At 67.6% G+C, this 22,220-nt stretch carries 19 protein-coding genes and 1 pseudogene; 6 read left to right on the top strand and 14 right to left on the bottom strand.

The window, feature by feature from the left end; all coding sequences use genetic code 11:
- Positions 1-70: 70 nt before the first annotated feature.
- Positions 71-2,392 (bottom strand): endopeptidase La, encoded by a 2,322-nt coding sequence (lon, locus tag N536_RS0113015; RefSeq protein ID WP_029113995.1) that lies wholly within the window; start codon positions 2,390-2,392, stop codon positions 71-73.
- A gap of 269 nt (positions 2,393-2,661) precedes the next feature.
- Between lon and N536_RS0113010 the strand changes: the two genes are divergently transcribed.
- Positions 2,662-4,095 (top strand): ankyrin repeat domain-containing protein, encoded by a 1,434-nt coding sequence (locus N536_RS0113010; RefSeq protein WP_036436166.1) that lies wholly within the window; start codon positions 2,662-2,664, stop codon positions 4,093-4,095.
- A gap of 7 nt (positions 4,096-4,102) precedes the next feature.
- Here N536_RS0113010 and N536_RS0113005 read toward each other — a convergent pair whose 3' ends face one another.
- The 4 genes from N536_RS0113005 to N536_RS0112990 all read right to left on the bottom strand — a co-directional run bounded on the left by N536_RS0113005 (position 4,103) and on the right by N536_RS0112990 (position 9,648).
- Positions 4,103-4,402, bottom strand: a complete 300-nt coding sequence (locus tag N536_RS0113005) for a hypothetical protein (RefSeq protein ID WP_029113993.1) — start codon at positions 4,400-4,402, stop codon at positions 4,103-4,105.
- A 291-nt stretch (positions 4,403-4,693) separates the two neighbouring features.
- Positions 4,694-5,689 carry an esterase family protein gene (locus tag N536_RS0113000; protein WP_029113992.1) on the bottom strand — a complete coding sequence of 332 codons (996 nt, stop codon included), beginning with the start codon at positions 5,687-5,689 and terminating at the stop codon, positions 4,694-4,696.
- Between the two features lie 480 nt (positions 5,690-6,169).
- On the bottom strand, positions 6,170-7,570 hold the full coding sequence (locus N536_RS0112995) for a mechanosensitive ion channel domain-containing protein (RefSeq protein WP_029113991.1): 1,401 nt from the start codon (positions 7,568-7,570) through the stop codon (positions 6,170-6,172).
- On the bottom strand, positions 7,567-9,648 hold the full coding sequence (locus N536_RS0112990) for an adenylate/guanylate cyclase domain-containing protein (RefSeq protein ID WP_155948583.1): 2,082 nt from the start codon (positions 9,646-9,648) through the stop codon (positions 7,567-7,569). The genes N536_RS0112995 and N536_RS0112990 overlap by 4 nt, the downstream gene beginning before the upstream one ends.
- Before the next feature lie 216 nt (positions 9,649-9,864).
- On the opposite strand from N536_RS0112990, the gene N536_RS0112985 reads away from it, so the two are divergent.
- On the top strand, positions 9,865-10,287 hold the full coding sequence (locus N536_RS0112985; protein WP_029113989.1) for a DUF1810 domain-containing protein: 423 nt from the start codon (positions 9,865-9,867) through the stop codon (positions 10,285-10,287).
- Here the strand turns inward: N536_RS0112985 and N536_RS0112980 are convergent.
- The 5 genes from N536_RS0112980 to N536_RS0112960 are packed head-to-tail and all read right to left on the bottom strand — an operon-like array spanning position 10,284 to position 15,414.
- Complete coding sequence (locus N536_RS0112980) at positions 10,284-11,588, bottom strand: alpha-amylase family glycosyl hydrolase (RefSeq protein ID WP_029113988.1); 1,305 nt, start codon at positions 11,586-11,588, stop codon at positions 10,284-10,286. The two genes, N536_RS0112985 and N536_RS0112980, sit on opposite strands and share 4 nt — an antisense overlap.
- Positions 11,585-12,070, bottom strand: coding sequence for a nucleoside deaminase (locus N536_RS0112975; protein ID WP_029113987.1), 486 nt, complete (start codon positions 12,068-12,070; stop codon positions 11,585-11,587). Before N536_RS0112975 ends, N536_RS0112980 begins: the two co-directional genes overlap by 4 nt.
- A gap of 25 nt (positions 12,071-12,095) precedes the next feature.
- Positions 12,096-13,793, bottom strand: a complete 1,698-nt coding sequence (locus tag N536_RS0112970; RefSeq protein WP_051574461.1) for a tetratricopeptide repeat protein — start codon at positions 13,791-13,793, stop codon at positions 12,096-12,098.
- Positions 13,717-14,808, bottom strand: a complete 1,092-nt coding sequence (locus tag N536_RS0112965) for a membrane protein (RefSeq protein WP_029113985.1) — start codon at positions 14,806-14,808, stop codon at positions 13,717-13,719. Before N536_RS0112965 ends, N536_RS0112970 begins: the two co-directional genes overlap by 77 nt.
- 27 nt (positions 14,809-14,835) lie before the next feature.
- A complete protein-coding gene (locus tag N536_RS0112960; RefSeq protein WP_029113984.1) occupies positions 14,836-15,414 on the bottom strand; it encodes a TetR/AcrR family transcriptional regulator in 579 nt (192 codons plus the stop codon).
- Between the two features lie 114 nt (positions 15,415-15,528).
- On the opposite strand from N536_RS0112960, the gene N536_RS0112955 reads away from it, so the two are divergent.
- Both N536_RS0112955 and N536_RS0112950 read left to right on the top strand, forming a co-directional pair.
- Positions 15,529-15,912, top strand: a complete 384-nt coding sequence (locus N536_RS0112955; RefSeq protein WP_029113983.1) for a cupin domain-containing protein — start codon at positions 15,529-15,531, stop codon at positions 15,910-15,912.
- 42 nt (positions 15,913-15,954) lie between these two features.
- Positions 15,955-16,575 (top strand): trimeric intracellular cation channel family protein, encoded by a 621-nt coding sequence (locus N536_RS0112950; RefSeq protein WP_029113982.1) that lies wholly within the window; start codon positions 15,955-15,957, stop codon positions 16,573-16,575.
- A gap of 85 nt (positions 16,576-16,660) precedes the next feature.
- Here the strand turns inward: N536_RS0112950 and N536_RS0112945 are convergent, their stop codons facing one another.
- The 4 genes from N536_RS0112945 to N536_RS38340 are packed head-to-tail and all read right to left on the bottom strand — an operon-like array spanning position 16,661 to position 21,146.
- Positions 16,661-18,256 (bottom strand): hypothetical protein, encoded by a 1,596-nt coding sequence (locus N536_RS0112945; RefSeq protein ID WP_029113981.1) that lies wholly within the window; start codon positions 18,254-18,256, stop codon positions 16,661-16,663.
- Positions 18,257-18,267: 11 nt separating this feature from the next.
- A complete protein-coding gene (locus N536_RS0112940; protein ID WP_029113980.1) occupies positions 18,268-18,969 on the bottom strand; it encodes a cysteine hydrolase family protein in 702 nt (233 codons plus the stop codon).
- Positions 18,966-20,387, bottom strand: a complete 1,422-nt coding sequence (locus N536_RS0112935) for an allophanate hydrolase (RefSeq protein WP_029113979.1) — start codon at positions 20,385-20,387, stop codon at positions 18,966-18,968. The genes N536_RS0112940 and N536_RS0112935 overlap by 4 nt, the downstream gene beginning before the upstream one ends.
- Before the next feature lie 57 nt (positions 20,388-20,444).
- Positions 20,445-21,146 (bottom strand): GntR family transcriptional regulator, encoded by a 702-nt coding sequence (locus N536_RS38340; RefSeq protein ID WP_036436157.1) that lies wholly within the window; start codon positions 21,144-21,146, stop codon positions 20,445-20,447.
- A 161-nt stretch (positions 21,147-21,307) separates the two neighbouring features.
- On the opposite strand from N536_RS38340, the pseudogene N536_RS42995 reads away from it, so the two are divergent.
- A pseudogene (locus N536_RS42995) lies at positions 21,308-21,559 on the top strand (DUF5701 family protein); the annotation flags it as partial.
- Positions 21,560-21,595: 36 nt separating this feature from the next.
- Positions 21,596-22,219, top strand: a complete 624-nt coding sequence (locus N536_RS0112920; protein ID WP_029113977.1) for a PaaI family thioesterase — start codon at positions 21,596-21,598, stop codon at positions 22,217-22,219.
- Position 22,220: the final 1 nt, after the last annotated feature.

The raw sequence follows: 22,220 nt of genomic DNA, 5'->3' as shown, positions 1-22,220 counted from the left end.
GAGCAGACGCAAATGTCCCATTCTCACCGGCGTGTCGGGGACATTTGCGTCTGCTCGCGCTATTCGGTTGTCAGGCTGCGACGGTAGCCGACTCGGCGGCGGGCTCCAGTGCCAGCGCGACGATCTCGGCGACGTCGGTCATCGGCCGCACCTCCAGCGCCTCGAGCACCTCGGCCGGGACGTCGTCCAGGTCGGGCTCGTTGCGCTGGGGGATGAAGACGGTCTTCAGGCCGGCCCGTTGCGCGGCAAGCAGCTTCTGCTTGACCCCGCCGATGGGCAGCACGCGCCCGTTCAGCGTGACCTCACCGGTCATGCCGACGTCGCCGCGCACCTGCCGCCCGGTCGCCATGGACACCAGCGCGGTGACCATCGTGACACCGGCCGACGGGCCGTCCTTGGGCACCGCACCCGCGGGCACGTGCACGTGGATCTGACGGTCCAGCGCCTTCGGGTCGACGCCCAAGTGCTCGGCGTGGGCGCGGACGTAGGACAGCGCGATCTGCGCCGACTCCTTCATCACGTCACCCAGCTGGCCGGTGAGCTTCAGCCCCGGCTCGCCATCGTTGCCGTTGGCCTCGATGTAGAGCACGTCGCCGCCCAAGCCGGTGACGGCAAGCCCGGTCGCCACGCCGGGCACGGCGGTGCGCTCGGCCGATTCCGGCGTGAAGCGCGGACGGCCAAGGTAGGCAACCAGATCCGGCTCATCGATGACGAGCGGTTCGGGGTCGGCCGCCAGCTTCGTCGTTGCCTTGCGCAACGCCTTGGCCAGCAACCGCTCGAACTGCCGCACACCCGGCTCACGGGTGTAGTCCGCGGCGATCTTGCGCAGCGCCGCGTCGGTAACCGTCACCTCGTCGTCCGTCAACGCCGCCCGTTCCGCCTGCCTCGGCAGCAGGTAGTCACGCGCGATGGCGACCTTGTCGTCCTCGGTGTAACCGTCGATCTGGATCAGCTCCATCCGGTCCAGCAGCGCCGACGGGATGTTCTCGATGACGTTGGCCGTGGCGAGGAACACCACGTCGGACAGGTCCAGATCCAGCTCCAGGTAGTGGTCGCGGAACGTGTGGTTCTGCGCTGGGTCCAAGACCTCCAGCAGGGCCGCCGAGGGATCGCCGCGGTAGTCGGAGCCCACCTTGTCGATCTCGTCGAGCAGCACGACGGGGTTCATCGACCCCGCTTCGCCGATCGCCCGCACGATGCGGCCGGGCAGTGCGCCGACATAGGTGCGCCGGTGACCGCGGATCTCGGCCTCGTCGCGCACGCCACCAAGGGCGACGCGCACGAACTTGCGGCCCAGGGCCCGCGCCACGGATTCACCCAACGACGTCTTGCCGACGCCGGGAGGGCCTGCCAGCACCATGACGGCGCCGGATCCCCGCCCGCCGACGACCTGCAGTCCGCGCTGGCTGCGCCGGGCCCGAACCGCCAGGTACTCGACGATGCGGTCCTTGACGTCTTCCAGCCCGTGGTGATCGGCGTCCAGGATTTCGCGGGCGGCCTTCAGGTCGTCCGAATCCTCGGTGGTGACGTTCCAGGGCAGGTCCAGGACGGTGTCCAGCCAGGTGCGGATCCAGCCGCCCTCGGGGCTCTGCTCGCTGGAGCGTTCCAGCTTGCCGACCTCGCGCAGCGCCGCCTCGCGAACCTTCTCGGGCAGCTCGGCAGCCTCCACGCGGGCGCGGTAGTCATCGGACCCGTCCGGTTCGCCCTCGCCGAGCTCCTTGCGGATGGCGGCGAGCTGCTGACGCAGCAGGAATTCCTTCTGCGTCTTCTCCATGCCGGAGCGGACGTCGTCGGCGATCTTGTCGTTGACCTCGACCTCGGCCAGGTGATCGCCGGTCCAGTCGATGAGCAGCTGGAGGCGACGACCCACGTCCTCGGTCTCCAGCAGTTCACGCTTCTGCACGTCGGTCAGGTACGACGCGTAACCCGCGGTGTCGGACAGCGCGGACGGCTCGGTGATCTTGTTGACCACGTCGACGATCTGCCAGGCCTCGCGCCGTTGCAGCATCGCCAGCAGCAGCTTCTTGTACTCGCCGGCCAGCGCCTTGGTGTCCTCGTCGACCGGGGCGTCGGCGACCTCGGTCACCTCCACCCACAGCGCGGCACCGGGTCCGGTCGTTCCCGACCCGATGTGCGCACGGCGCTCACCGCGGACGACGGCGGCCGCGCCGCCACCGGCGATGCGTCCCACCTGCACGATCGACGCGAGCACGCCGTAGGTGGGGTAGCGGTCGTCGAGCCGCGGCGCGATCAAGAGCTTTCCGCTCTCGCTGGCCTGGGCGGCATCGACGGCGGCACGGGCGGCGTCGTCGAGTTCGACGGGCACCACCATTCCTGGCAGCACGATCGGCTCGCTGACGAAGAGCACGGGCACTGAAATCAGTTCGGGCATCAATCCTCCAAAGTTGAACCTGATGCGCTCAACCTATGGGCTCCCGGCTTTGTTCCCGGCTCCGCCTTGAGCGGAATAGGCGCAGGTCCGCATCCGTCGTAACCAGCTCCATGCCGAAGCGGCGCGACCGGCGATATCATGCTGGAGCGTTGTCAGGACGCAACCGGTCCGCGGGAAGGGCTCAGCCCGCCTGATCCTTCACCCACCATGGCCCATCTTCTTTCCGGCCTGATGACGCGGACGACAGGCGCAGACGGAAGGAAGCCATCGTGTCTGTTCGTCGTCTTCCCGACAATCCCGACATCGAGCATCTTCGAAACCAGGCCAAGGCCCTGCTCAGACAGCTCAGAGCGGGAGCCGACGACGCGGCGGCCCTGGTGGCCGAACATCACCCGCAACCCCCGCAGATCGTCAAACTTGCCGACGCGCAACTGATTACGGCGCGGATGTACGGATTCGCCAGCTGGCCGAAGCTCAAGCAGCACGTCGACGTCGTGCGCCGCTACAGCCGTTCGCCGCACCAGATCGCCAGCACCGGTCAGGGACCCGACGAATTCCTGCGGCTGGCCTGCCTCACGTATGGCGACGATCACCCGAGCCGGATCCGACTGGCGGAGGGGTTTCTGCCTGGAGTCGCCACCGCCAACGTCTTCACCATGGCCGCCACCGGATCGTTCGAGGCCATGCGCGCCGCTCTCGACGACGATCCTCTGCTGGCCCGCACGTCGGGTGGGCCGTTCGACTGGGAGCCACTTCTCTACCTCTGTTACGCGCGCGTCTCACCAGCGGGCCGTCACATCGACACCGCGAGGCTGTTGTTGGAGCACGGCGCCGATCCAAATGCCGGCTTTCTCTGGGACGGGCTGCCCTCGCCGTTCACCGCTCTCACGGGAGCCTTCGGCGGCGGTGAGGGCGATCAACCGCAGCATCCTGCGGGCATCGAGTTGGCCCGCCTGCTGTTGTCGGCCGGCGCCAATGCCAACGACAGCCAGACGCTCTACAACCTCGGACTCGGCGGCTCGTGGTCCGACGACACCACGCATCTGGAGGTCCTGTTGGCGTTCGGCCTGGGGCGCGGCGACGGCGGGCCGTGGAAGCACAGACTGGGCCCCACCCTGCCGGTGCCGGAGCAGATGATCCGCGACGAATTGGCAACGGCGGCGTTGCGTGGCGGCCCGCGCCGGGCGAGGTTGCTGCTCGATTCCGGCGCCGACCCCGATGGGATCGGCGCACATCCGGTCTTCGGTGGACGCACGCCGTACGAGTTGGCACAGATGCACGGCCACACCGAGGTGGCCCAGATCCTGGCGGCCGCCGGCGCGTCGACCGATCTCGACGACTTCCAGGAGTTCGTGGCCGCGTGCATGCGGGGCGACCGAGCCTTCGCGGCCGCGCGTCCGGAACTGTTGAGCAACGCACTGTCCCGAACACCCGATCTGATCAATCGAGCCGCCGAGCACGGAAACACCGCTGCTGCAACGCTACTCGTCGACCTCGGCTTCGACGTCAACCACCTCCAACGCACCACACCGCTGCACAGCGCGGCCTGGAACGACGACGTCGAGATGGCCAAGACGCTGATCTCCCTGGGTGCGGATCCCTCGATTCAGGACACCGAGCACCACTCGACGCCACTCGGCTGGGCGGAATATGGCGGCCAGAGTGAGACTGCCGGCTATCTGCGTTCACTGACCGACCCCTAGCCGCGGATCACCCGTCCTGGCAACGCACGTCGACGTAGACCGTCGTGTAGAGGTCGTCGTCGATGCGGCTTCCCGAGGAGTCGATGTTCGAATTCCTCAACCCGTGCACGCCCAGGACATCGCACTGGGACAACGGAGCGTTGGCCGAACCGTTCAGCTGGACGTGGTGCCCCTCGGCTTCGAGCTTCGCGACCGTGTCGGCCGCGGAATCGTTTCCGCTGGGCGTGGCGGCGGCAGTACCAGCGAGACCCAAACCGCCCGTTGCCGACATGGCGACCGTGGCGATTGCCCGACCGAACGTCTTCATTCCCGAACTCCCTTGTTCGTGTGTGGGTTTCATTCGTACGGTCACGATGCTACCGACGGCACCATGGCCGGTTCGCGGACTCAAAACCCGGTGCGAGCGCTGAACGGCGCTGGGCAACAGCAGAATTCGACTCTTCACGATCAACGCGAAGCCGGACGGGACACGGCTCGGCTCATGTCGAATGCATAGAAACCCAAGGCCGATAGCCACATACATTTGTGTTCGACATGAACGCAAGAAGGAAGCCTGCCGTTCGGGGGGTAACGGCAGGCTTCCTGGTCTTGCGGCTAGCTAGGCGCTGGCTTGCGCTCCCAGCGTCCGCTGGATGTCGGGCAACATCTGCTGCAGTTGCTGACCCCAGTAGCCCCAGCTATGCGTTCCCGTGGCCGGGAAGTTGAACACGCCGTTGGTCCCACCCGCGGCGATGTAGTTGTCGCGGAACGACAGGTTCGTGCGGAGCGTGAACCCTTCGAGGAACTGCGCGGACATCAGGTTGCCACCCGAGGTGCCGCTGTCCAGATCCGACGGCGTACCGGTGCCGCAGTAGATCCAGACCCTCGTGTTGTTCGCGACCAACTGGCCGATGTTGACCATCGGGTCGTTGCGCTTCCACGCCGGGTCGCTCGACGGACCCCACATGCTTTCGGCGTTGTAGCCGCCCGCGTCGTTCATCGCCAGACCGATCAGCATCGGCCACCAACCCTCGGACGGGTTCAGGAAGCCCGACAGCGACGCCGCGTAGATGAACTTCTGCGGGTAGTAGATGGAGTAGGTGAGCGCGGTGCCGCCCGCCATCGACAGACCGACCACCGCGTTGCCGTTCTGCGACACACCCTGATTGGCTTCCAGCGACGCCGGCAGTTCCTGAGTCAGGAACGTCTCCCACTTGTAGGTGTAGTTCTGTCCGTTACCCTGCGACGGCTGGTACCAGTCGCTGTAGAAGCTGGACTGGCCACCGACCGGCATCACGACCGACATGCCGGAGTTGTAGTACCACTCGAACGCCGGGGTGTTGATGTCCCAGCCGTTGTAGTCGTCCTGCGCACGCAGGCCGTCGAGCAGGTAGACGGCGTGCGGGCCGCCGCCCTGGAACTGCACCCGGATGTTTCGGTTCATCGAGGGGGAGAACACGTCGAGGTATTCCACCGGGAGACCGGGCCGGGAGAATGCTCCCGCGGTCGCCGAACCCCCGGCGAAGCCGATCAGCGTGGGCAGCAGTGCCGCTGTGACGGCACCTACCGCCAAACGACGCAACCACGTTCCACGAATCTTTCTGACGAACTTCATAACGGCAACCGACCGCCTTTCTTCATGTCTATCAAGCAATCGCCGTTGCTTTGCGAGCGCAAGTGAATCACGTGGATGTGGTTCGTTTCGCCCCTCAACGCCGAGTTGTGACGTCGCAGTTGGCTAACGATCAGGACTCGGCGTCGATATCGCAACACCCGTTTTACGGTGTGACCTGTGTGAATGAAGTGATTCTTGGGACTCTGGCTGCGGCGGGGCCGGCGCGCCAGGAATGCGGCACGCTGACGACACCCGCGCGTCCACGCTGCCCCGGCACGATGCCATCGCCAACCTCTGACCTGGGAGTACCGCTTTTCAAGGGTCGGCTCCGTCGCTTGCTTCGCGATCGGTGGTCACGCCGCGCCGTCGGCGCGCCGGAGATGGGGGACCCATCGAGCACGGCACCGGCGACGACGCGGGCGGCGAACGGGACGCCTGTGCCCAGCAAACCTCGCGCGACGGTTGTCGGCGTGGCCGCCGCTAATCCGCCGCGGCCGCCAATACCCGGCGCACGTCGGCTCGGCGTTCCTCGATGGCGCGCCCGATCTCCTGCAGCAACAAGGGTTTACGGGCGACCAGTGCCTCGACGTCGTCGCGCTCGATCTGCAGCACCGTGACCTCGTCGACGGCCCATGCCGCCGCCGACACCGGCTCACGAGTCAACGCGGTCTGCCCAAGGAAGTCGCCTTCCTCGAGAATGCGCACCGGCAGAACCGTGCCGTCGTCGCCCGTCACCGCGAGCCGCACGCGGCCGTTGACCACGAACAGCATGCGCTTGGGAACCTGGCCTGCGGCCTGGATGGTCTCGTCGGCGCCGTAGCGGGTGATGCGAACGTTCGGCTGCAGGATCTGTTGCTCGGTGACGCTGAGTCGCAGTGTGGGCGCGACGATGCGCAGCGAAGCCTCCAACCGTTCTGGCGTGGCGAAGTCGTCGTCGATCCCGTCCAGGCGCAGGTCGGCACGCCGTGCGGCGTACCAGAGCCAGCGCAGGAACAGCGCGCGCGAGGGGCCGCCGTCGGCAGGCGAGCGCAACGGGATCGACGTCGTGTACTGCCCCGCGCCGGACACCACGCTGGACGGGATTGCGCCCGGTCGCAGGTGCGGCAGCGCCGTCGCGACCCGCACCAGAAGGGCGCACACGTCGTCGGGCGGGTCAGTCTGCCCGAATTGGGTGACCACCGAGATCGAATGCTCGCCGGGAGGCCGGCTCAAGTTGGTGAACGACGCCGCCGCCAGCACCGAATTGGGAATGATTTGCAGGCCGCTGCCGGTGTCGATGTGCGTGGCCCGCCAGTTCACCTCGACGACTCGGCCACGCGCCGACGGGGTGTCCACCCAATCGCCCAGTTGGAACGGCTGCTCGAACAGCAGCAGCAGACCGGAGATGATCTGGCCGACCGAGTTCTGCAGGGCCAGTCCCAGCACGATCGACGAGATGCCCAGTGCGGTAAACAATCCGCCGACGTTGGCACCCCAGATGTAGGAGAAGATGATCGCGAGTCCCATCGCGATGACCACGAACCGTGCGACGTCGAGGAAGATCGACGGAATCCGCTTGCGCCACGACCCTTCCGGAGCGCCATGGAACAGCGTCGCATTGAGCCCGGACAACACCAGTACCAGCAGCACGAAGCCCAGCACGGTCGCGACGATGCGAACCGGGGTGGCTTCGGCCGACACCTCGGTGGCCTTCACGAGCAGCAACAGCAACGCAGCCAACGGCAGGATGTAGTTGCGCACCAACCCGATCGGGCGGGCAAACGCGCTGCCACGCCGGGTGAGGGCGGCACGCACTTCGGTGAGAATCACCAATCCGACCGGCAACCCGATCGCAACGGCGACCGCCCAGTAGAACCAGGAGGAGTCGACCGCCCTGGTCACGGCTGGCGCTCCACGAGCCGCCAGATGGGTTCGGAGCCGTCGCCGACGCCAACCTCACCCGCGGGGGTGAACTGCCTGCTGTCGCGCATCGCGTCATAGACCCGCGACGTGACGTACACGCCGGGCTGCGGCGAGCCGCTCTGCGCCTGATAGGCGAGATCGACTGCTGCACCCCACATGTCGTAGGCCAGGCTGGCCCGCCCCACCAGCCCGCTGCTGACGGTGCCGGTGTCGATGCCTGCCCGCAGCTTGAGCGAATGGCCCGTCTCGCCGTTGAACCGGTCGACGATCCGCTGCATCTCGATGCCGAAGTCGACGGTGCGCCTGACGTTGTCGATGCGTGGCACGTTCAGTCCGCAGCTGGCGAGGTACCCGTTGCGCAGCGTGCGCACCCGCTCGACGCCGAGGCCGTCAGCGGCCGCATCGAACTGACGGACCAGCTTGTTGACGATGGCCAGTGATTCGTCGGAGGACAGGTCGGCGGAGAGTTCGTCGAGGCCGACGACATCGGCGAAGATCACCGTGACGTCCTGGTGGTCCTGGGCGATGGTCTCCTCGCCCTCGCGGTAGCGCACCGCCACTTGTTCGGGCATCAGCGACAACAGCAGCCGATCGTTCTCCGCCCGCTGTTCGTTGAGTAGGTCTTCCTTGATGGCCAGGTTCCGGCTCATGTCGTTGAATGCGACTGTCAGATCGCCGAATTCGTCACGCGAAGCCACCGGCAGTGTGGTTCCGTAGTCGCCGGAGCTGATCTGCTGGGCGCCGGTCTCCAAACGGCGGATCGGCCGGACGAACAGCCGTGCGAGCAGCATCGCGGCGATGCAGACCACGAAGATGATCGCCACCGTCGACAACACCAGCCTGCGGGTGAACGCCGTCACCGGGGCGAAGGCCTCCGAGGTGTCGATCTTGGCGATCACGTTCCACCGCAGGCCCGGGATGTCGGCGGGCGCATAGGCCTGCAACGTCTCGTGACCGAGGTAGTCATCGGCGACGAGCGTGCCGCGTTGACCGCGCTGAGCCAGTTTGGTCGCTTCCGTCGCAACCGGCTGCACCAAGGTCGTGCCGTGCTGGCGGATCGCGTCGTCGGCGACGTCGGGTGGCGTGCCCGCGTCGACGACGTCGCGCTTGTAGGCCGCCGGGTCTTCGATGTAGAGCCGGGAGTCGGACCGCATCAGGTCATCGGGTCCGACGATGAACGTCTCGCCCGTGGCGCCCATGCCCGACTCTTCCCAGCGCCGGTCCATCGTCATCAGCCGATTGATCTTGGAGATCGGAAACTGCAGGGCCAGCACGCCTTCCACGTGGTCCAGCGGCCCGACCGGGGACACGAACCACGCAGTCGGTTCATCGGCCGGCTGGTAGTCGCCGAAGTCCGTGATGCCGACGTAGTCGACGGAATTGGAGTTCATGGCGCCCGTGTACGCCTCGTTGAGCTCGCTGCCCTTGAAGGGGCCGTTCTGGATGTTGGTCCCGAGGTCCACGCCCTTGTAGGCGCTGTAGACGACGTTGCCTCGGGTATCGAGCAGCAGGGCGTCCTCGAACTCGAAGCGGGTGACGATCTCGCGGAAGAAGTCGTTGAACCGCGAGCTGGCGGCGGACCAGGCGCTGCCATCGCCGGCGTCGTCCAGCCGGACCGCCGCATCCCAGTTCGCGGTCGGCTTGCCGTAGTCGGCGAACGGGGTCGTGTAGTGCGCCTGCAGGTAGCGCTGGGCATTGCCGATGGGCAACAGGCCGGTGACGTCCACGTCCTCGCCGTTCTGCGCGCGCTCGTCCCTCGCGAACCGGTTCGTGTAGTAGTCGTTGAGCGCCTTCTGCTGGCCCGGGTCGATGGTGGCGGCGCCCAGTTGGTCGAAACCCGCCGTGAACGCCTCGAGCGCCATCGTCGCGGTAGAGCCCCGCGAGTAGATCACCAGGGAGTTCTTGAGATCCGATATCCCGGTCTGCAGCTGGCGGCTCTGCGACTGTCGGATTTCGGTCAACCGGTCGAACGCCGACGCGCGCAGCGAGTTGCGGCCCGACTGGTAGCCGATCGCACCGACGATCGCGGCGGACACGATGCTCGTGAGGAGCAACATCACCAGCAGCTTCGACTGGATGCTCACCCGGGACAACAGCCGTCGACGACTCCGCTTGACCGGGTTGGTCGGGTTGGTCGTCTCGACCGTGGGGGCGGTTTCGGGCGGCGTCGTCATCGGTTGCAAAGACTAGCTTGCAAAGTCGATCGACCCGCCCTACTCAGCGAATGTTCAAGCGCCGTCGACAAGCCGACGCCCGTGCGGCACCGTGGAGTGATGGCCGATCCCTACGACCTGGCACGTTTCGTCGAGGCCCAGGAGCCGGTGTACGCGGACGTGGTCGACGAGCTGCGCGCCGGACGCAAACGCTCCCACTGGATGTGGTTCATCTTTCCTCAGCTGCGCGATCTGGGCCGCAGCCCGGCGGCGAAGCACTACGGCATCGGCTCGCGCGACGAGGCGGTGGCCTACCTCGCCCACGACGTCCTCGGACCCCGGATCAGGGAATGCGCGCGACTGGTGGCCGCGGCGCCGGGCGGTTCCGCCGAGCGGGTGATGGGTCAGGTCGACGCGCTGAAGTTGAGATCGTCGATGACGCTGTTCGCTGCGGTGGCCGACGACGACCGCGACTTCGTCGCCGTTCTCGAACGGTTCTACGACGGTGAGCGCGACCCGCTGACCGTCGAGTTACTCGGCTAGGAGGCGACGATCGCCCAGCCGTGCGGCGCGACGTCCAACCGGTCGACAGCCGTCTCGGCGGGTGCGCCCGATCCCGCGACGAGACGTCCGCGGCCGTGAATTCCCCACTCGGACAACGACACCCGCAACGGCTCGTCATCGACGTTGAGTGCGACCACCAGCGCGTCGTCGCCCGCATACGTCCGATAGACGTACTGCCGGTTGGTCAGGTGCAGCGGCGCGGTGCGCGCCGCGTGCAGCCACGGGTGCCTGCGCCGCAGTCCGATCAGGTGCTGATGCAACCGGAATACGTCCTGTCCGAGGGGCTCGGCCTGTTCGGGACGGGCGGCGAATTCGGGCCGCACGGCGTCGTCGCCGCCGAACCGTTCCTCCTTGACGCCGCGGTAGGCCCACTCGTCACCCGCATACACGCTGGGGACGCCGCCGGTGGTCAGTAGCAGGACCAGGGCATGTTCGACGTGCCGGGGATCGTCGAGCTTGCTGGCGATGCGGGTCACGTCGTGGTTGCCGACGAACGTCATTGGCGCGAACACGTCGAGGAACTCGTCGTGGCGGCGCAATGCCCAGTCCAGTTCGTGGAAGTTGCCGTCGTTGAGGCTGCTCCAGGTCGCCTTCCACAGCTCGTACTGGGTGACGGAGTCGAACGTCGAGGCACGGACGATCGCGGTGTAGTCGCCGTGGATGACCTCGCCGACGAGCCACGCGCCGGGAAACGCCTCCCGCACCCGGGGCAGCACCCGCGCCCAGAACTTCTCCGGCACCGCGTATGCGGCGTCCAGACGCCAGCCGTCGGCACCGCGATCCAGCCAGTGCGACATCACGTCCACGACGTAGTTGACCACCTCGGGGTTGTCGTGGTTGAGCGCGATGAGCCCGTCGTGGCCCTCGAACGTCTCGAAGCCATTGCCGCGCTTGCGAAACCACGAGACGTCGCCGCCGTCGGCCGCCTCGCGGTGGCGGGGGAAACCGGTGCCGACGTGGTTGAACACACCGTCGAGCAGGATGCGCAGCCCGCGACTGCGCGCCTCGGACACCAGCCGGTCGAAGTCGGCGTCGTCGCCGAGACGCGGATCGATCCGGTAGTGGTCCGTGGTGTCGTAGCCGTGGGTCTGCGAGGCGAACAGGGGGCCAAGCGCGAGGCCGGAGGCGCCGAGTTCCACGGCGTGGTCCAGCCATTCGGTGACTCGGCCCAACCGGTGCTCCGCCGCCGTCGGTGCCGGGTCGGCCGGGAAGGCGCCGACGAACCCCAACGGGTAGACCTGCCACCAGATCGCGTGCCGCACCCAGTCCGGTTCGGTCATCGCGCAGGCCGGAACTTCGCCTCGTACAGCGACTTCATGGCGTCGGTGAGCTCCGGCGCGGGGCCGTCGACCGCGATGCCGGGCGCGACGGTCGGAATCGGCAGCGCCGCAACGGGAGACAGCGGAGCCTGCCATTCCCGAAGCCAGGAGACCAGCTGCTCCGATGACGCGGCATACACGATCCGGCCCAGCCCCACCCAGGCGTGCGCGGCGGAGCACATCGGGCAGTGCTCGCCGGACGTGTAGACCGTGGCACGAAGGCGTTCGGCGGGACTGAGATTGGTCGTCGCCCAGCGCGCGATGGCGAACTCGGGGTGCCGGGTCTCGTCACCGTCCTTGACCTGGTTGCGGTCCTCGAAGCGGATGTCACCGTCGGCGTCGACCAGAAGTGAGCCGAACGGCTCGTCACCGGCGTCGAGCGCCGACCGGGCCAGCTCCACACAGCGACGGAGGTAACCGAGGTCCTCATCGTTGATCGCCACGCGCCGAATTCTACGCAAGGGACGTCTAGCCGCAGCATCCGTCCTCGACGTCGAGCCGGCATGCGCAGGACGCCCGGATGGGCACGTCGGCGCGGGCCCTGGCCAAATCGAGTTGACGTCCGATGATCGTCGCCTCCGCGTCGCGGCCCAGCCGCCGTAGGCATTCGTGGTAACCGTGCAGGCTCCACACGTTGTTCGGGTGCTGGCACGGCCTGCTCAACGTGGGATCCAGGCCGAGGTCGGCGGCGTACACCGCGGCCGCTTCCTCGACGTGCCCCTGCTCGAGCAGCAGCGCGCCGTAGGCGTGACGGGTCGGCTGCATCCATCCCCACGGCTCGTCGTAGGGGAGCGCGTCGTCGAGCTCGATCGCCCGGCGCAGTTTGACGAACGCATCGTCGAAACGGCCTTCGCGGTAGGCGATTTCGCCGTCCAGCATGGCCCCGGCGATGGCGAGGATGTCGCGGCTGGTGTTGTTGAACAGGTAGCGGCTGTCGGAAATGCGGGTGTACGCCGCGGCGAATGCCTCCCGTTCCGCGCGGGCCTGGGGGAGTTGCCCCTTGGCGGCGTGCGCCACGCCGCGGCCGTAGTGGATGGTCGCCGTGGTGGTGCAGTACAGCTCGGGATCGTCGGGCAACGGTTCGTCGATCAGGTCGTCCCACCGGCCGAACCGGATGAGCACGTGAATGCGCAACGGCACGAACGCCTCCAGCCAGTCCGCCATCGGCGGGGACTCGATGGCGAGCAGGTCCGGGGTCAACTGCCCGGCGAGTTCGTCGGCCGCGGCAAGCGCCGTCTGCGATTGGCCTTCGAACATCGCCGAGTACACCACGAAGTGCAGATCGTGGGCACGGTAGAGGGAGTAGAAGTTCAGCGGTCCCTCGCGCTCGACGAATCGTCGATCAGCCCGTACCGCAACCTGATTCGCGACGATGGAGCTGCGGTAGTCACCGCACAGCACGTCGATGTGGCTGGGCATGTGCTGCAGGTGGCCGGCATCGGGGACCAGCCCGCGCAGCAGATCCGCCGCGGGCAGCGCCTCCTCTGGGTGTCCGGACATCTCCATGGCGTGCAGGTAGAGGTGCAGGACGCCGGGATGCTCACGACCCGCGGGCGTGGCAAGCGCGTCGTCGAGGATGCGCTTGGCCTCGACGACGCGTGACCCGGTCGCCGGCTCTCCTGTGGCGGTGTCCCACAGCGCCCACGCGGTGACGTTCAGGAGCGCATCGGCGGCCAGCGCCTGGACGTCGACGTCGTCGGGGTAGGCCTCGGCGAGTTCGGCCATGGCGTCGGCGTAGCCGGCGTGACCGGCAGCCAGCGCGTCGGCGTCCGCCGGGTCATCGGTCGGGAAGCGCGCGGTCAGCGCGGCGATCAGGCCACGTTCGGCCACCGACGCGCGGCCGGTGGCCGCCAGGCCGAGTTCCATCCGAGCCCTGGCCAGCGACGCGGCCAGGTCGACGGGGTCGAAGGCGTCCCACGCCTTGTTGTAATTGGGTCCGACGGCGTACGCGATTCCCCAGCGCGCGATGGCGAGGCTCGGGTCCAGCGCCAGGGCCCGTTCGAAGCACCGGATCGCTTCCTCGTGGTTGAACGCGTACGCCCAGACCATGCCGCGGTCGAACCACACCTGCGCCTGCGGCGACGGCGTGTCAATCGGCCGGTGATAGGACCCCAGGTCGTAGTACTGCTCGGTCTCGTCCAGCGCGGCGGACGCGGTAGCGGTCATGACTCGCACGATAGGTCGTCCACGCCTTCGGGGCGAGAACTGCGCTCACCGCGAGCGCACAACCGACCGCACCCCAAATCGTCAGGGTGACAATCGCTGTCAGGGCACCGTTTCCGCCGAAGTACTCGACACTGCGCAGCAGCGCGACGCCGGATCCCTGCGGCACGATCGCGTTGAACGTCGTGTAGAAGCCAGACAGCAGCGGCTTGCCGACGGGCCCCGCGGCGGCGGCGTTGCCGACGATGACGAGGAACAACGTGACGATCATCGACGCGGCGGTGCCGAAGGCGGCTGCCACGCCGGTCACCGCACCGGCGACGGCCATGGCATACAGCCAGAGCGCGCCGAAGACCTGCCAGGTGTGGCTGGTGAGCGCGCCGAGTACGCCGTCGACGTAGACCGTCACCCCGCAGGCAAGCAGCGCCGAATAGATGGCCAGGCTCAGGGTGCGCAGGCCCAGCGTGGAGAGCCGCCGCACGCTGCCCATCATGCGGCCGAACAGCGCGGCACCCACGGTCGCGCCGATGGACAGGAAGATCACGGCGTAGAACTCGACGGTGCCCTGCGGGTCAGCCGGCGAGGTGGGGGCGACGTCCTCGACCAGTGGGGCGAGGCCGGCCTTGGCGGCGATGCCGCGCCCGACGGCCTCGGCGGCGTTGGCGACGCTGCGCCCGCCGCCGCCCGCGACGTAGATCTTCAAGTTGCCGGTCGGTTCGACGACGAACGCGGCGTCGGACTTGCGGTCATAGACCTGGTCTCGGGCGGCGGTGGCGTCGGCGACCTGCGTGACCGCGAGGGTGTCCTGGCCACGGATGGCGTCGACCACCTGCTGTGGCCCGGCGACCGCGACGTCGAGGTGGTGCAGCGTCGGCTTGGCGAACGCGCCCGAGTAGCTGGCGATCATCGCGATGACGAAGACGGTCAGTGCCGCCATGGCCAGCGCCATGTTCCGCACGTCGGTCCGGGAGACGCGCCGGTTCGAGCCGGCGTCTTGCATGCTGTGGTGCTTGCCCACGATCGAGCCTTTCGTGATGGGTGTGGATCAGTGCTTGGTGCCGGCGGGGAGACCGAGCAGCGCATCGACGGTGTCGAGCGCGGCGGTCACCCGGCGGCGGAGGTCGGTTGCTTCGGCGTCTTCCATCCAGGACCGCAGCACTTCCTGAAAGCCGCCGACCAGGAAGCGGCTGACGGACTCGGGCGGAATGTCCGTGATGGAACCGAGCACCGGCATGGCTTGGGCGGCCATCTCCTCGCACGCCGGCAGGAGTGCGGCGCGGAATGCGGCCACCACGCGCTGGGTCACCGCGCTGGGCACGACGTTGCGGTACATCGCGCGGTGTTCGGCGACGAAGTCGAACAGGCGCGTGACGCGTTCGCGCGCGTCTCCCTCGATGTCGGCGCTGGCGGCGGCGAACGCGACGGCGACGGCCGTCGCGACCGCGTCGTCGCGGTCGGAGAAGTGTTGATAGAAGACCTGCCTGCTGACGCCGGCCCGCCCGACCAGGTCGCCGACCGTGATCTGGTCGACGGGCCGCTCGTGGGCCAGCGCGAACGCCGCGTCCCGGAGCAGGGTGCGGACCCGTTCGGCGCGGGGGTCTGCGCTGTGTGTGCGTGCGGCCATGTCGATAGCGTAGACGAGTTCGTAGACAACTGACTACGAAAACATAGGTAATCTAAACCACCCGTCTGGCGAGGTGTGACGGCCACCTCTCTGGAGGCGGTTACCGTGACGGGCATGATTCGTTGCGTCCGGTTGTGGACCGGTCAGGACGGCGCGTCGCACGTCGAGATCGGCCGACTCGAGACGAGCCCCGGCCGCAACGCGGACCTGGTGTCGCCCACCATGGCGGCTGCTCACGTGACCGTCGAGGAGACGAAAGGCGGCGGCACCCTGGCGTGGCATACGGCGCCGGTCCGCCAACTGGTCGTGACGCTCACGGGCACGCTGCGGTTCTCGACACGCGACGGCGAGGAGTTCACGCTGCACCCCGGCGACGTCCTGCTTGCCGAGGACACCGAGGGCACGGGCCACCAGTGGCAGTTGCAGGGCGACGATCCGTGGCGGCGGATGTACGTCGTGCTGGCTCCCGCCACGGACGTCCCGTTCATCCGGGACTAGCTTTCCTGCGCACGGCGGTCGCCGGGCACCTAACGTGCAGGCGTGCTGCAGACAATTCTCAATTACGTCGGTATCGCGGTGTTCGCCGCCGCGGGCGCGACCGTCGGTGTCCGCAAGGGCTTCGATCTGTTCGGCATCGTGGTTCTGGGGGTGCTCACCGGTACCGGTGGAGGCATCTTGCGCGATCTGCTGCTCGACCGGCCTGCGTACTCGGTCGAGCACTGGCCCAACATCACGATCGCGGTGATCGCCGTCGTCATCGCGACCCCGTTCGCCCACGTCATCATCAGAATGAACACCGCGGTGCTGATTCTCGACGCGATCGGGATGGGGTTCTTCGCGACCTCCGGCGCGGCCATTGCCGTCGACGAGGGCGCCAGCTGGTTCGCGGCGGCCCTCGTCGGCATGCTCTCGGCCATCGCCGGTGGGATGCTGCGTGACGTCGTCGCCCGCGAAGTGCCTCTCGTCATGGGCCCCGACGATCTGTACGCCATCCCGGCGATGTTGGGCGCGGCGACCTACGTCGCGATCGACTACTTCGGACCGCAATGGCTCGGCGTAGCGGTCGGTAGCGCGCTAGCGACGCTAGTCCGCCTGGCGGCGATGGCCTTTCACTGGCGATTGCCGACCGGCCCGCGGAAGTTGATTACGTCCGACGAGTAGCCATCTCCCCGGCGAGCAGACGTGAATGTCCCTAAAATGCACGACTTTTGGGCACATTTATGTCTGCTCGCGCAGGGAGAGTTCCCTAGTGGCCGGCGACCACGTCCGCTTCGTCGACCTCGACGGGATCCTTGGCGCCGGGCAGGAACGAGTAAGCCAGGCAGACGATCCCGAAGAAGAGGTAGCCGAGGGCCACCTGCGGGTTGGCCGCCCACGCCACTTCCGGCGCGTGGATCAGTCCGATGAACGACAGCACCGCGCCCACCGCCGAGGCGATCGCCGCGTAGAGGAACTTCTTCTCGAGGATGAAGGCGACCATGGTGCCGAGGATGAGGCCGACCAGCACGGCGCCCTCACCGAGCGTCTGCAGGCCCTCGTAGACGACGCCTGCCCCGTTGAGCTTGTCCAATCCGACTGCGCCTGCCGATGTTCCGGCCGCGTTCAACGCATTGTCGACCAGCCCGCTCGCCCACTGCGCAAGGTTGGGCAGCAGCGCCGCCACGACCGCGACGGCATGCAGGCGCGGCACGGCCTGGAAGGCCTGTGCGCCGATCAGCAGTCCGATGTACAGCAGGATCGGCACGATCGCCGGCACGGGCAGTAGCGCGTCGAGCACACCGAAAAGCCCGACGAAGCAGAACAATCCGATGACGACGCCGCTGGCCAGCGAGTAGCCGGCGCGGCCACCGGCGTCCTTCCAACCGGGATGGCCGATGTAGACGGCGGGCGGGAACGGTGATCCGAATGCCGAGCCGATGCACGCGCCTGCGCCGTCGGCGAGCAGCACGCTGCGCAGGTTGTAGTTGTCACCGGCCGCGGCGGCGCTCTCCACGTTGCTCATCGCCTCGGTGAAGTTGTAGACGCCAAGCGGTATCGCGGTGCCGAGGAGCGGTGCCAGATGCGCAAGACCCGAGAACAACATGTCGATTCGCAGGTCCGGGACGCCGAGGGCGATGTCCGAAATCGCCTGTCCCACATCGGGTGCCGACATGTAGCCGCCGATCCAGCCGATCGCGGTGCCGACGAGCAGCGCCGCGAGCCCGACCGGAATGCCGAACGGCAGCTTCATGTTGGTGAAGAACCCGATGAGGATGATCGCCAGCACGGGCAGGCCGATCCAGGCCGCCTCCCACATCTGCGCGGCGGGACGCATCGAGATGAACGTGATCGAGATGCCTGCCAGGGTGCCGAGCATCGCGGCGCGCGGCGTCAGCTTGCGGATGTACGGTCCGACGAACGCACCGATCATCACGATGATGCCGATCATGAACGCCCACGCCAACCCGGCCTGCCACGCCTGCATCGGGTCCTTGGTGTTCAGGTACACCGGCAGCATGACCACGAACACGACGATGAACATGTGCGGGACGCTGGGGCCGTACGGCAAAGCCGTGACGTCGGTGCGGTTTTCGCGTCGCGCCAGCCGCCGCGCCAGGAACGTGTAGTAGAGGTTGCCAAGGATCAGCGCCACGCCGAGCGCGGGCAGCACCGTGCCGAGCACATCGCCCGCGGGCACGGAGATGACACCGATCATCAACCCGGTCAACGTCAGGACGTTGACCAAGATGTTGAAGCCAAGGCCGAAGAACGCGTTGGTGTCCCCGCGCGTCCACCACGGAATGGACAGTGGCGGTGCGGCTACTGGGGGAGGGGCGGGCGGATCGGTGACTTCGGCAGACATGGCGAGTCCTCTCAGACCTGGGAAAGGGGAGTAGTGGCGAGTTGGGGAAGTGCCGCGATCACGGCCGTACTGTCGGCAACCCATCCGAAGATGCCGCCCTGCGCCTTGATCATCTCGAGGCCGATCCGCTGAAAGTCGGGGAAATATGAACCGACGCAGTCTGATACGACCAGGCATTCGTAGCCCCGGTCGTTCGCCTCCCTGGTGGTGGTGTGCACGCACACCTCGGTGGTGACACCCGTGACGAGGAGTTGCGTGATGCCCGCAGCGACGAGGACGTCCTGCAGTTCGGTGGCGTAGAACGCGCCCTTGCCCGGCTTGTCGATCACCAATTCGCCGTCGATCGGCGCCAGTTCGTCGACGATGTCGTGGCCGTACTCGCCGCGGATCAGGATCCGGCCGTACTTCCCCGGGTCGCCGATGCGCTTCGACGGTGCGCCGCGCGTCAGCTTGGCCGGCGGACAGTCGGAGAGGTCCGGCTCGTGGCCCTCCCGTGTGTGGATCACCATGATCCCGGCATCGCGGGCGGCGCCGATCAGCGCAGCCAACGGCGGAACGACCTTGAGGAGTTGATCGACGTCGTTGCCGAGACTCGAACCGAAACCGCCGGGCAACAGGAAGTCTCGCTGCATGTCGATCACGATCAGCGCGGTCTTCCCCGCCACGAGGGAGAATGCCGACGGCTCGGCAGGCACGTCGATGGATGGGCTCATACGGACTCCTCGGAGGTGTGCGGCAGGGCGAGCGGGGCAGGAGACGCGGTGGCGGCCCGCGCGGCGCGCGGTTCGTCGAGGATCTGGGCGGCGAGCTGCAGCACGGTTTCGTCGTGCAGGGCGGCTCCCAGCAGCATCGCGCTGAACGGCCTGCCGTCGGCGGCGACGCCGAGGGGGACGGCGACACCGTTCAGGTCGAGCAGGTTGCCGAAGTGGGTGTAGTGGCCCAGCATCGTGTTGCACTCGATGGGCCTGGCGAGCACTTCCTCGACGGTGAAGGTCGTGCCGATGGTCGGCACCACGAGCACGTCCATGGTCTGCCACAGCCTGCCGACTTGTGCCTTGAGTTCCTGCAGTCGTTGCAGCGCCGCGAAAGCATCGACGGCCGTGTACTTTTCGCCGCTGCGCAGAATGTCCCGCACCACCGGGTGGATCGACTCCGGATGCTGAGCCAGAAAGTCGCCGAACTCGACGAGCCGTTCGGCGACCCACGGACCCTGGTAGAGCAGCGCCCCGGCGGCCAGGAACGGCTCGAGGGACACCTCGACGACGGTGGCCTGGCGGCCGAGCTGCTCACGGAATCCGAGGTGGGCGCTGCGCATCTCGGCGTCGCCGAAGAATTCGAGCTCGTCGACCGGCGGGAGTCCGACGCGGATGGGCGAGCCGTCGTAGCGGGGCCCTCCGTCGCGCGACCATGCGTCGTCGTCATCGCGGGCGACCATCACGTCGAACACCCGGTCCACGTCGTCGATGCAACCGGCCATCACGGTGACGCAGTCCAGCGACTTGCACGCCGGTACCAAACCGACGGTGCTGATGAGACCGCGCGACGGCTTGAACCCGACGACGCCGTTCAGTGCGGCGGGCACACGACCGGAGCCCGCGGTATCGGTGGCCACCGCGAACGGCACCTGCCCCAGCGCCACCGCGAGCGCCGAGCCCGAACTCGATCCGCCAGAGATCATGTCGCCGCCGTACACGCTGCGCGGAATGGTGTGCGGGGTCCTGGTGCCGTTCAGACCGGTGGCGAACTGGTCGAGGTTGGTCTTTCCGACGTAGAGGGCACCTGCCTCGAGCAGCCGACGGACCACGGGCGCGCTGATCGAGGGCACGTAGGCGTAGCCGGGGCAGGACAACGTCGTCGGCACTCCCTCGACGTCGATGCTGTCCTTCACCCCGAACGGCACGCCGTAGAGGGGCAGCGTCCGCGCGCCCGGTCGGTTCTCGATCGCGGCGGCGGCAGCCAGCAGTTCGTCGCGCGGCACCGTCGACAGCCACGTCCCGTCGTCACCGCGGGCGGCGATGGCGTCGGCTACGCGCAGTGCGGTCTTGGTCGGGGAGCCGGTGCCCGCGGCGTGCGAGTCGAGGATCTCGGCCACCGATGGCCCGATCGACGGACCATGCGCGTCATATGCCATATCTGTCGATTGTCGACAGAATCATGGCGGTTTCGGAACGGCTGTGTGTCGATCGTGTTAGCGATCTCCAGCGACATCCCCACTGAGACCCGATTGGGCGCTCGATTCGAGCCCCAGGTAGTGCAGATGGCCGTGATCCTCGAGCGCGGTGATCACCGTGCGCGCATCGTTGCTCTCCAACGCCGAGAGGATCGCCTGGTGCCGGGCGATGCCGTCGTCGGCCCGGTGGTGGCGCGCCTCCTCGCGCAGGTTCATCGCCATCGGGAGTTGAAGCTTGAGGAGGATGGGTTCCAGCGCGATGTCGAGCTGACGGTTGCCGGCCAGTTCGACCACTGCGGCGTGGAACATCCGATGGGCGTCGTCACGGTCCAGTTCGTCTGTGGGCTCGCGCATTCGATCGAGAGCCGCGCGCACCGGCTGGAGTGCCGCCGCGGGGTCCGCCAGCGGCAGCGCCATCTCGATGGCGTGCCGTTCCAGCACGTGACGCAGTGCGAAGAGCTGCAGGATGTCCGACGCCGACCACTCGGTGACCCGGGAACCGCGGCGAGGAAGGTGCTCGACCAGCCCCTGCTGGCCGAGAAGGCGCAACGCTTCCCGCAGCGGCGCCCGACTGATGCCGAGGTCCGCGCACAGCTGTTCCTCGACGATCTTGTCGCCCGGCTTGAGGGCTCCGCTCAAGATCGCGGCGCGGATCCGGTGCGCGGCGACGTCGGCGAGTGTCGCGGGCAGCTCGTGTCCGTCCAGCCTGGCCGCGGCCATGGCAGATCGCCCTTTCCTCGTCAGAATCTTGCCGATTGTCGACGATCGTAGGAACTTTCCGTCGGGCACGCTTCGTTGCCGGCTCGTGGTCACCGTGACGTCAGCCCTGCCAACCGTGCCTGAACAGGCGAATCGTCTCGTCGAACTCGGCGTGCACCGAATCGCCGGATGGTCCGGCCATCGCGGCCGAGGGCCGAACGCCGCTGACGTTGACCGAGGGACTGCATTGGCTGCTGCAGCGGCCCGAAACGCTTGAGCGGGGACGCTGTTTCATGACGACGGGATCCCGCAAGCGCAAGCCCGACGACGGCCCGGACCACAGGGACGCGCCGAAGATCGGCTGGTGCTGGGCCGGAAATCGACACACCTGGCTGGGATTCGCATCAGCGACGGGCCGGCGGGCTGTCGGGTGATTCGACACCTGCCCTAGAACGTGTTCTAGTTCGAAGATGCTGGACTTCACCGTCGAGAACCTCACCTCCGAGGAGGTCGCGCGGCTTCGGGCGATCTACGAGCCGCTCACCCAATCCGTCCGGGAACTGATCGACGCGACCATCCGCACCGAGGTCGATGCCGAATCGGTGGCCGCGGCGAAGGCGGAAATCGACGCGGCGACCGCGCGGCTACGCGCCACGCAGCTCGACGGGTCGTTCGGCGTTCGGTTCAGCCCCGACGGAGATCAGATGCCGTGGGGCAACGCGGTCATCGGCTTGCGGAACCCCACCGCGCCGCCCATCGTGGTGCAGCACGCGCGAGATGGCAGCGTATTCGGCGACTTTCATCTGGGCGCGGCCTACGAGGGGCCTCCCGGCCACGTGCACGGCGGTGTCGCGGCGCTGATCCTCGACCACGTCCTCGGCGAGGCGGCGAGCACTTCCGAACGGCCACGACTGACCGGCACCATCACGCTGCGCTACCTGCGCACCACGCGGCTCGGAGCCCTGCACGCCGAAGCCAGGATCGACCGCACCGAGGGGGTCAAGACCTTCGCCGTCGGCCACCTCGCCGACGACGAGGGCGTCACCGTCGAGGCTCAGGGCGTGTTCATCCAACCGCGCTGGGCCAGGGACTGAG

The organism is Mycobacterium sp. URHB0044 (assembly GCF_000620625.1).
In the GTDB taxonomy this organism is placed as follows: Bacteria; Actinomycetota; Actinomycetes; order Mycobacteriales; family Mycobacteriaceae; genus Mycobacterium.
Note: the sequence above shows the minus strand (reverse complement) of the source record. Positions and strands in the feature narration are given on the sequence as shown.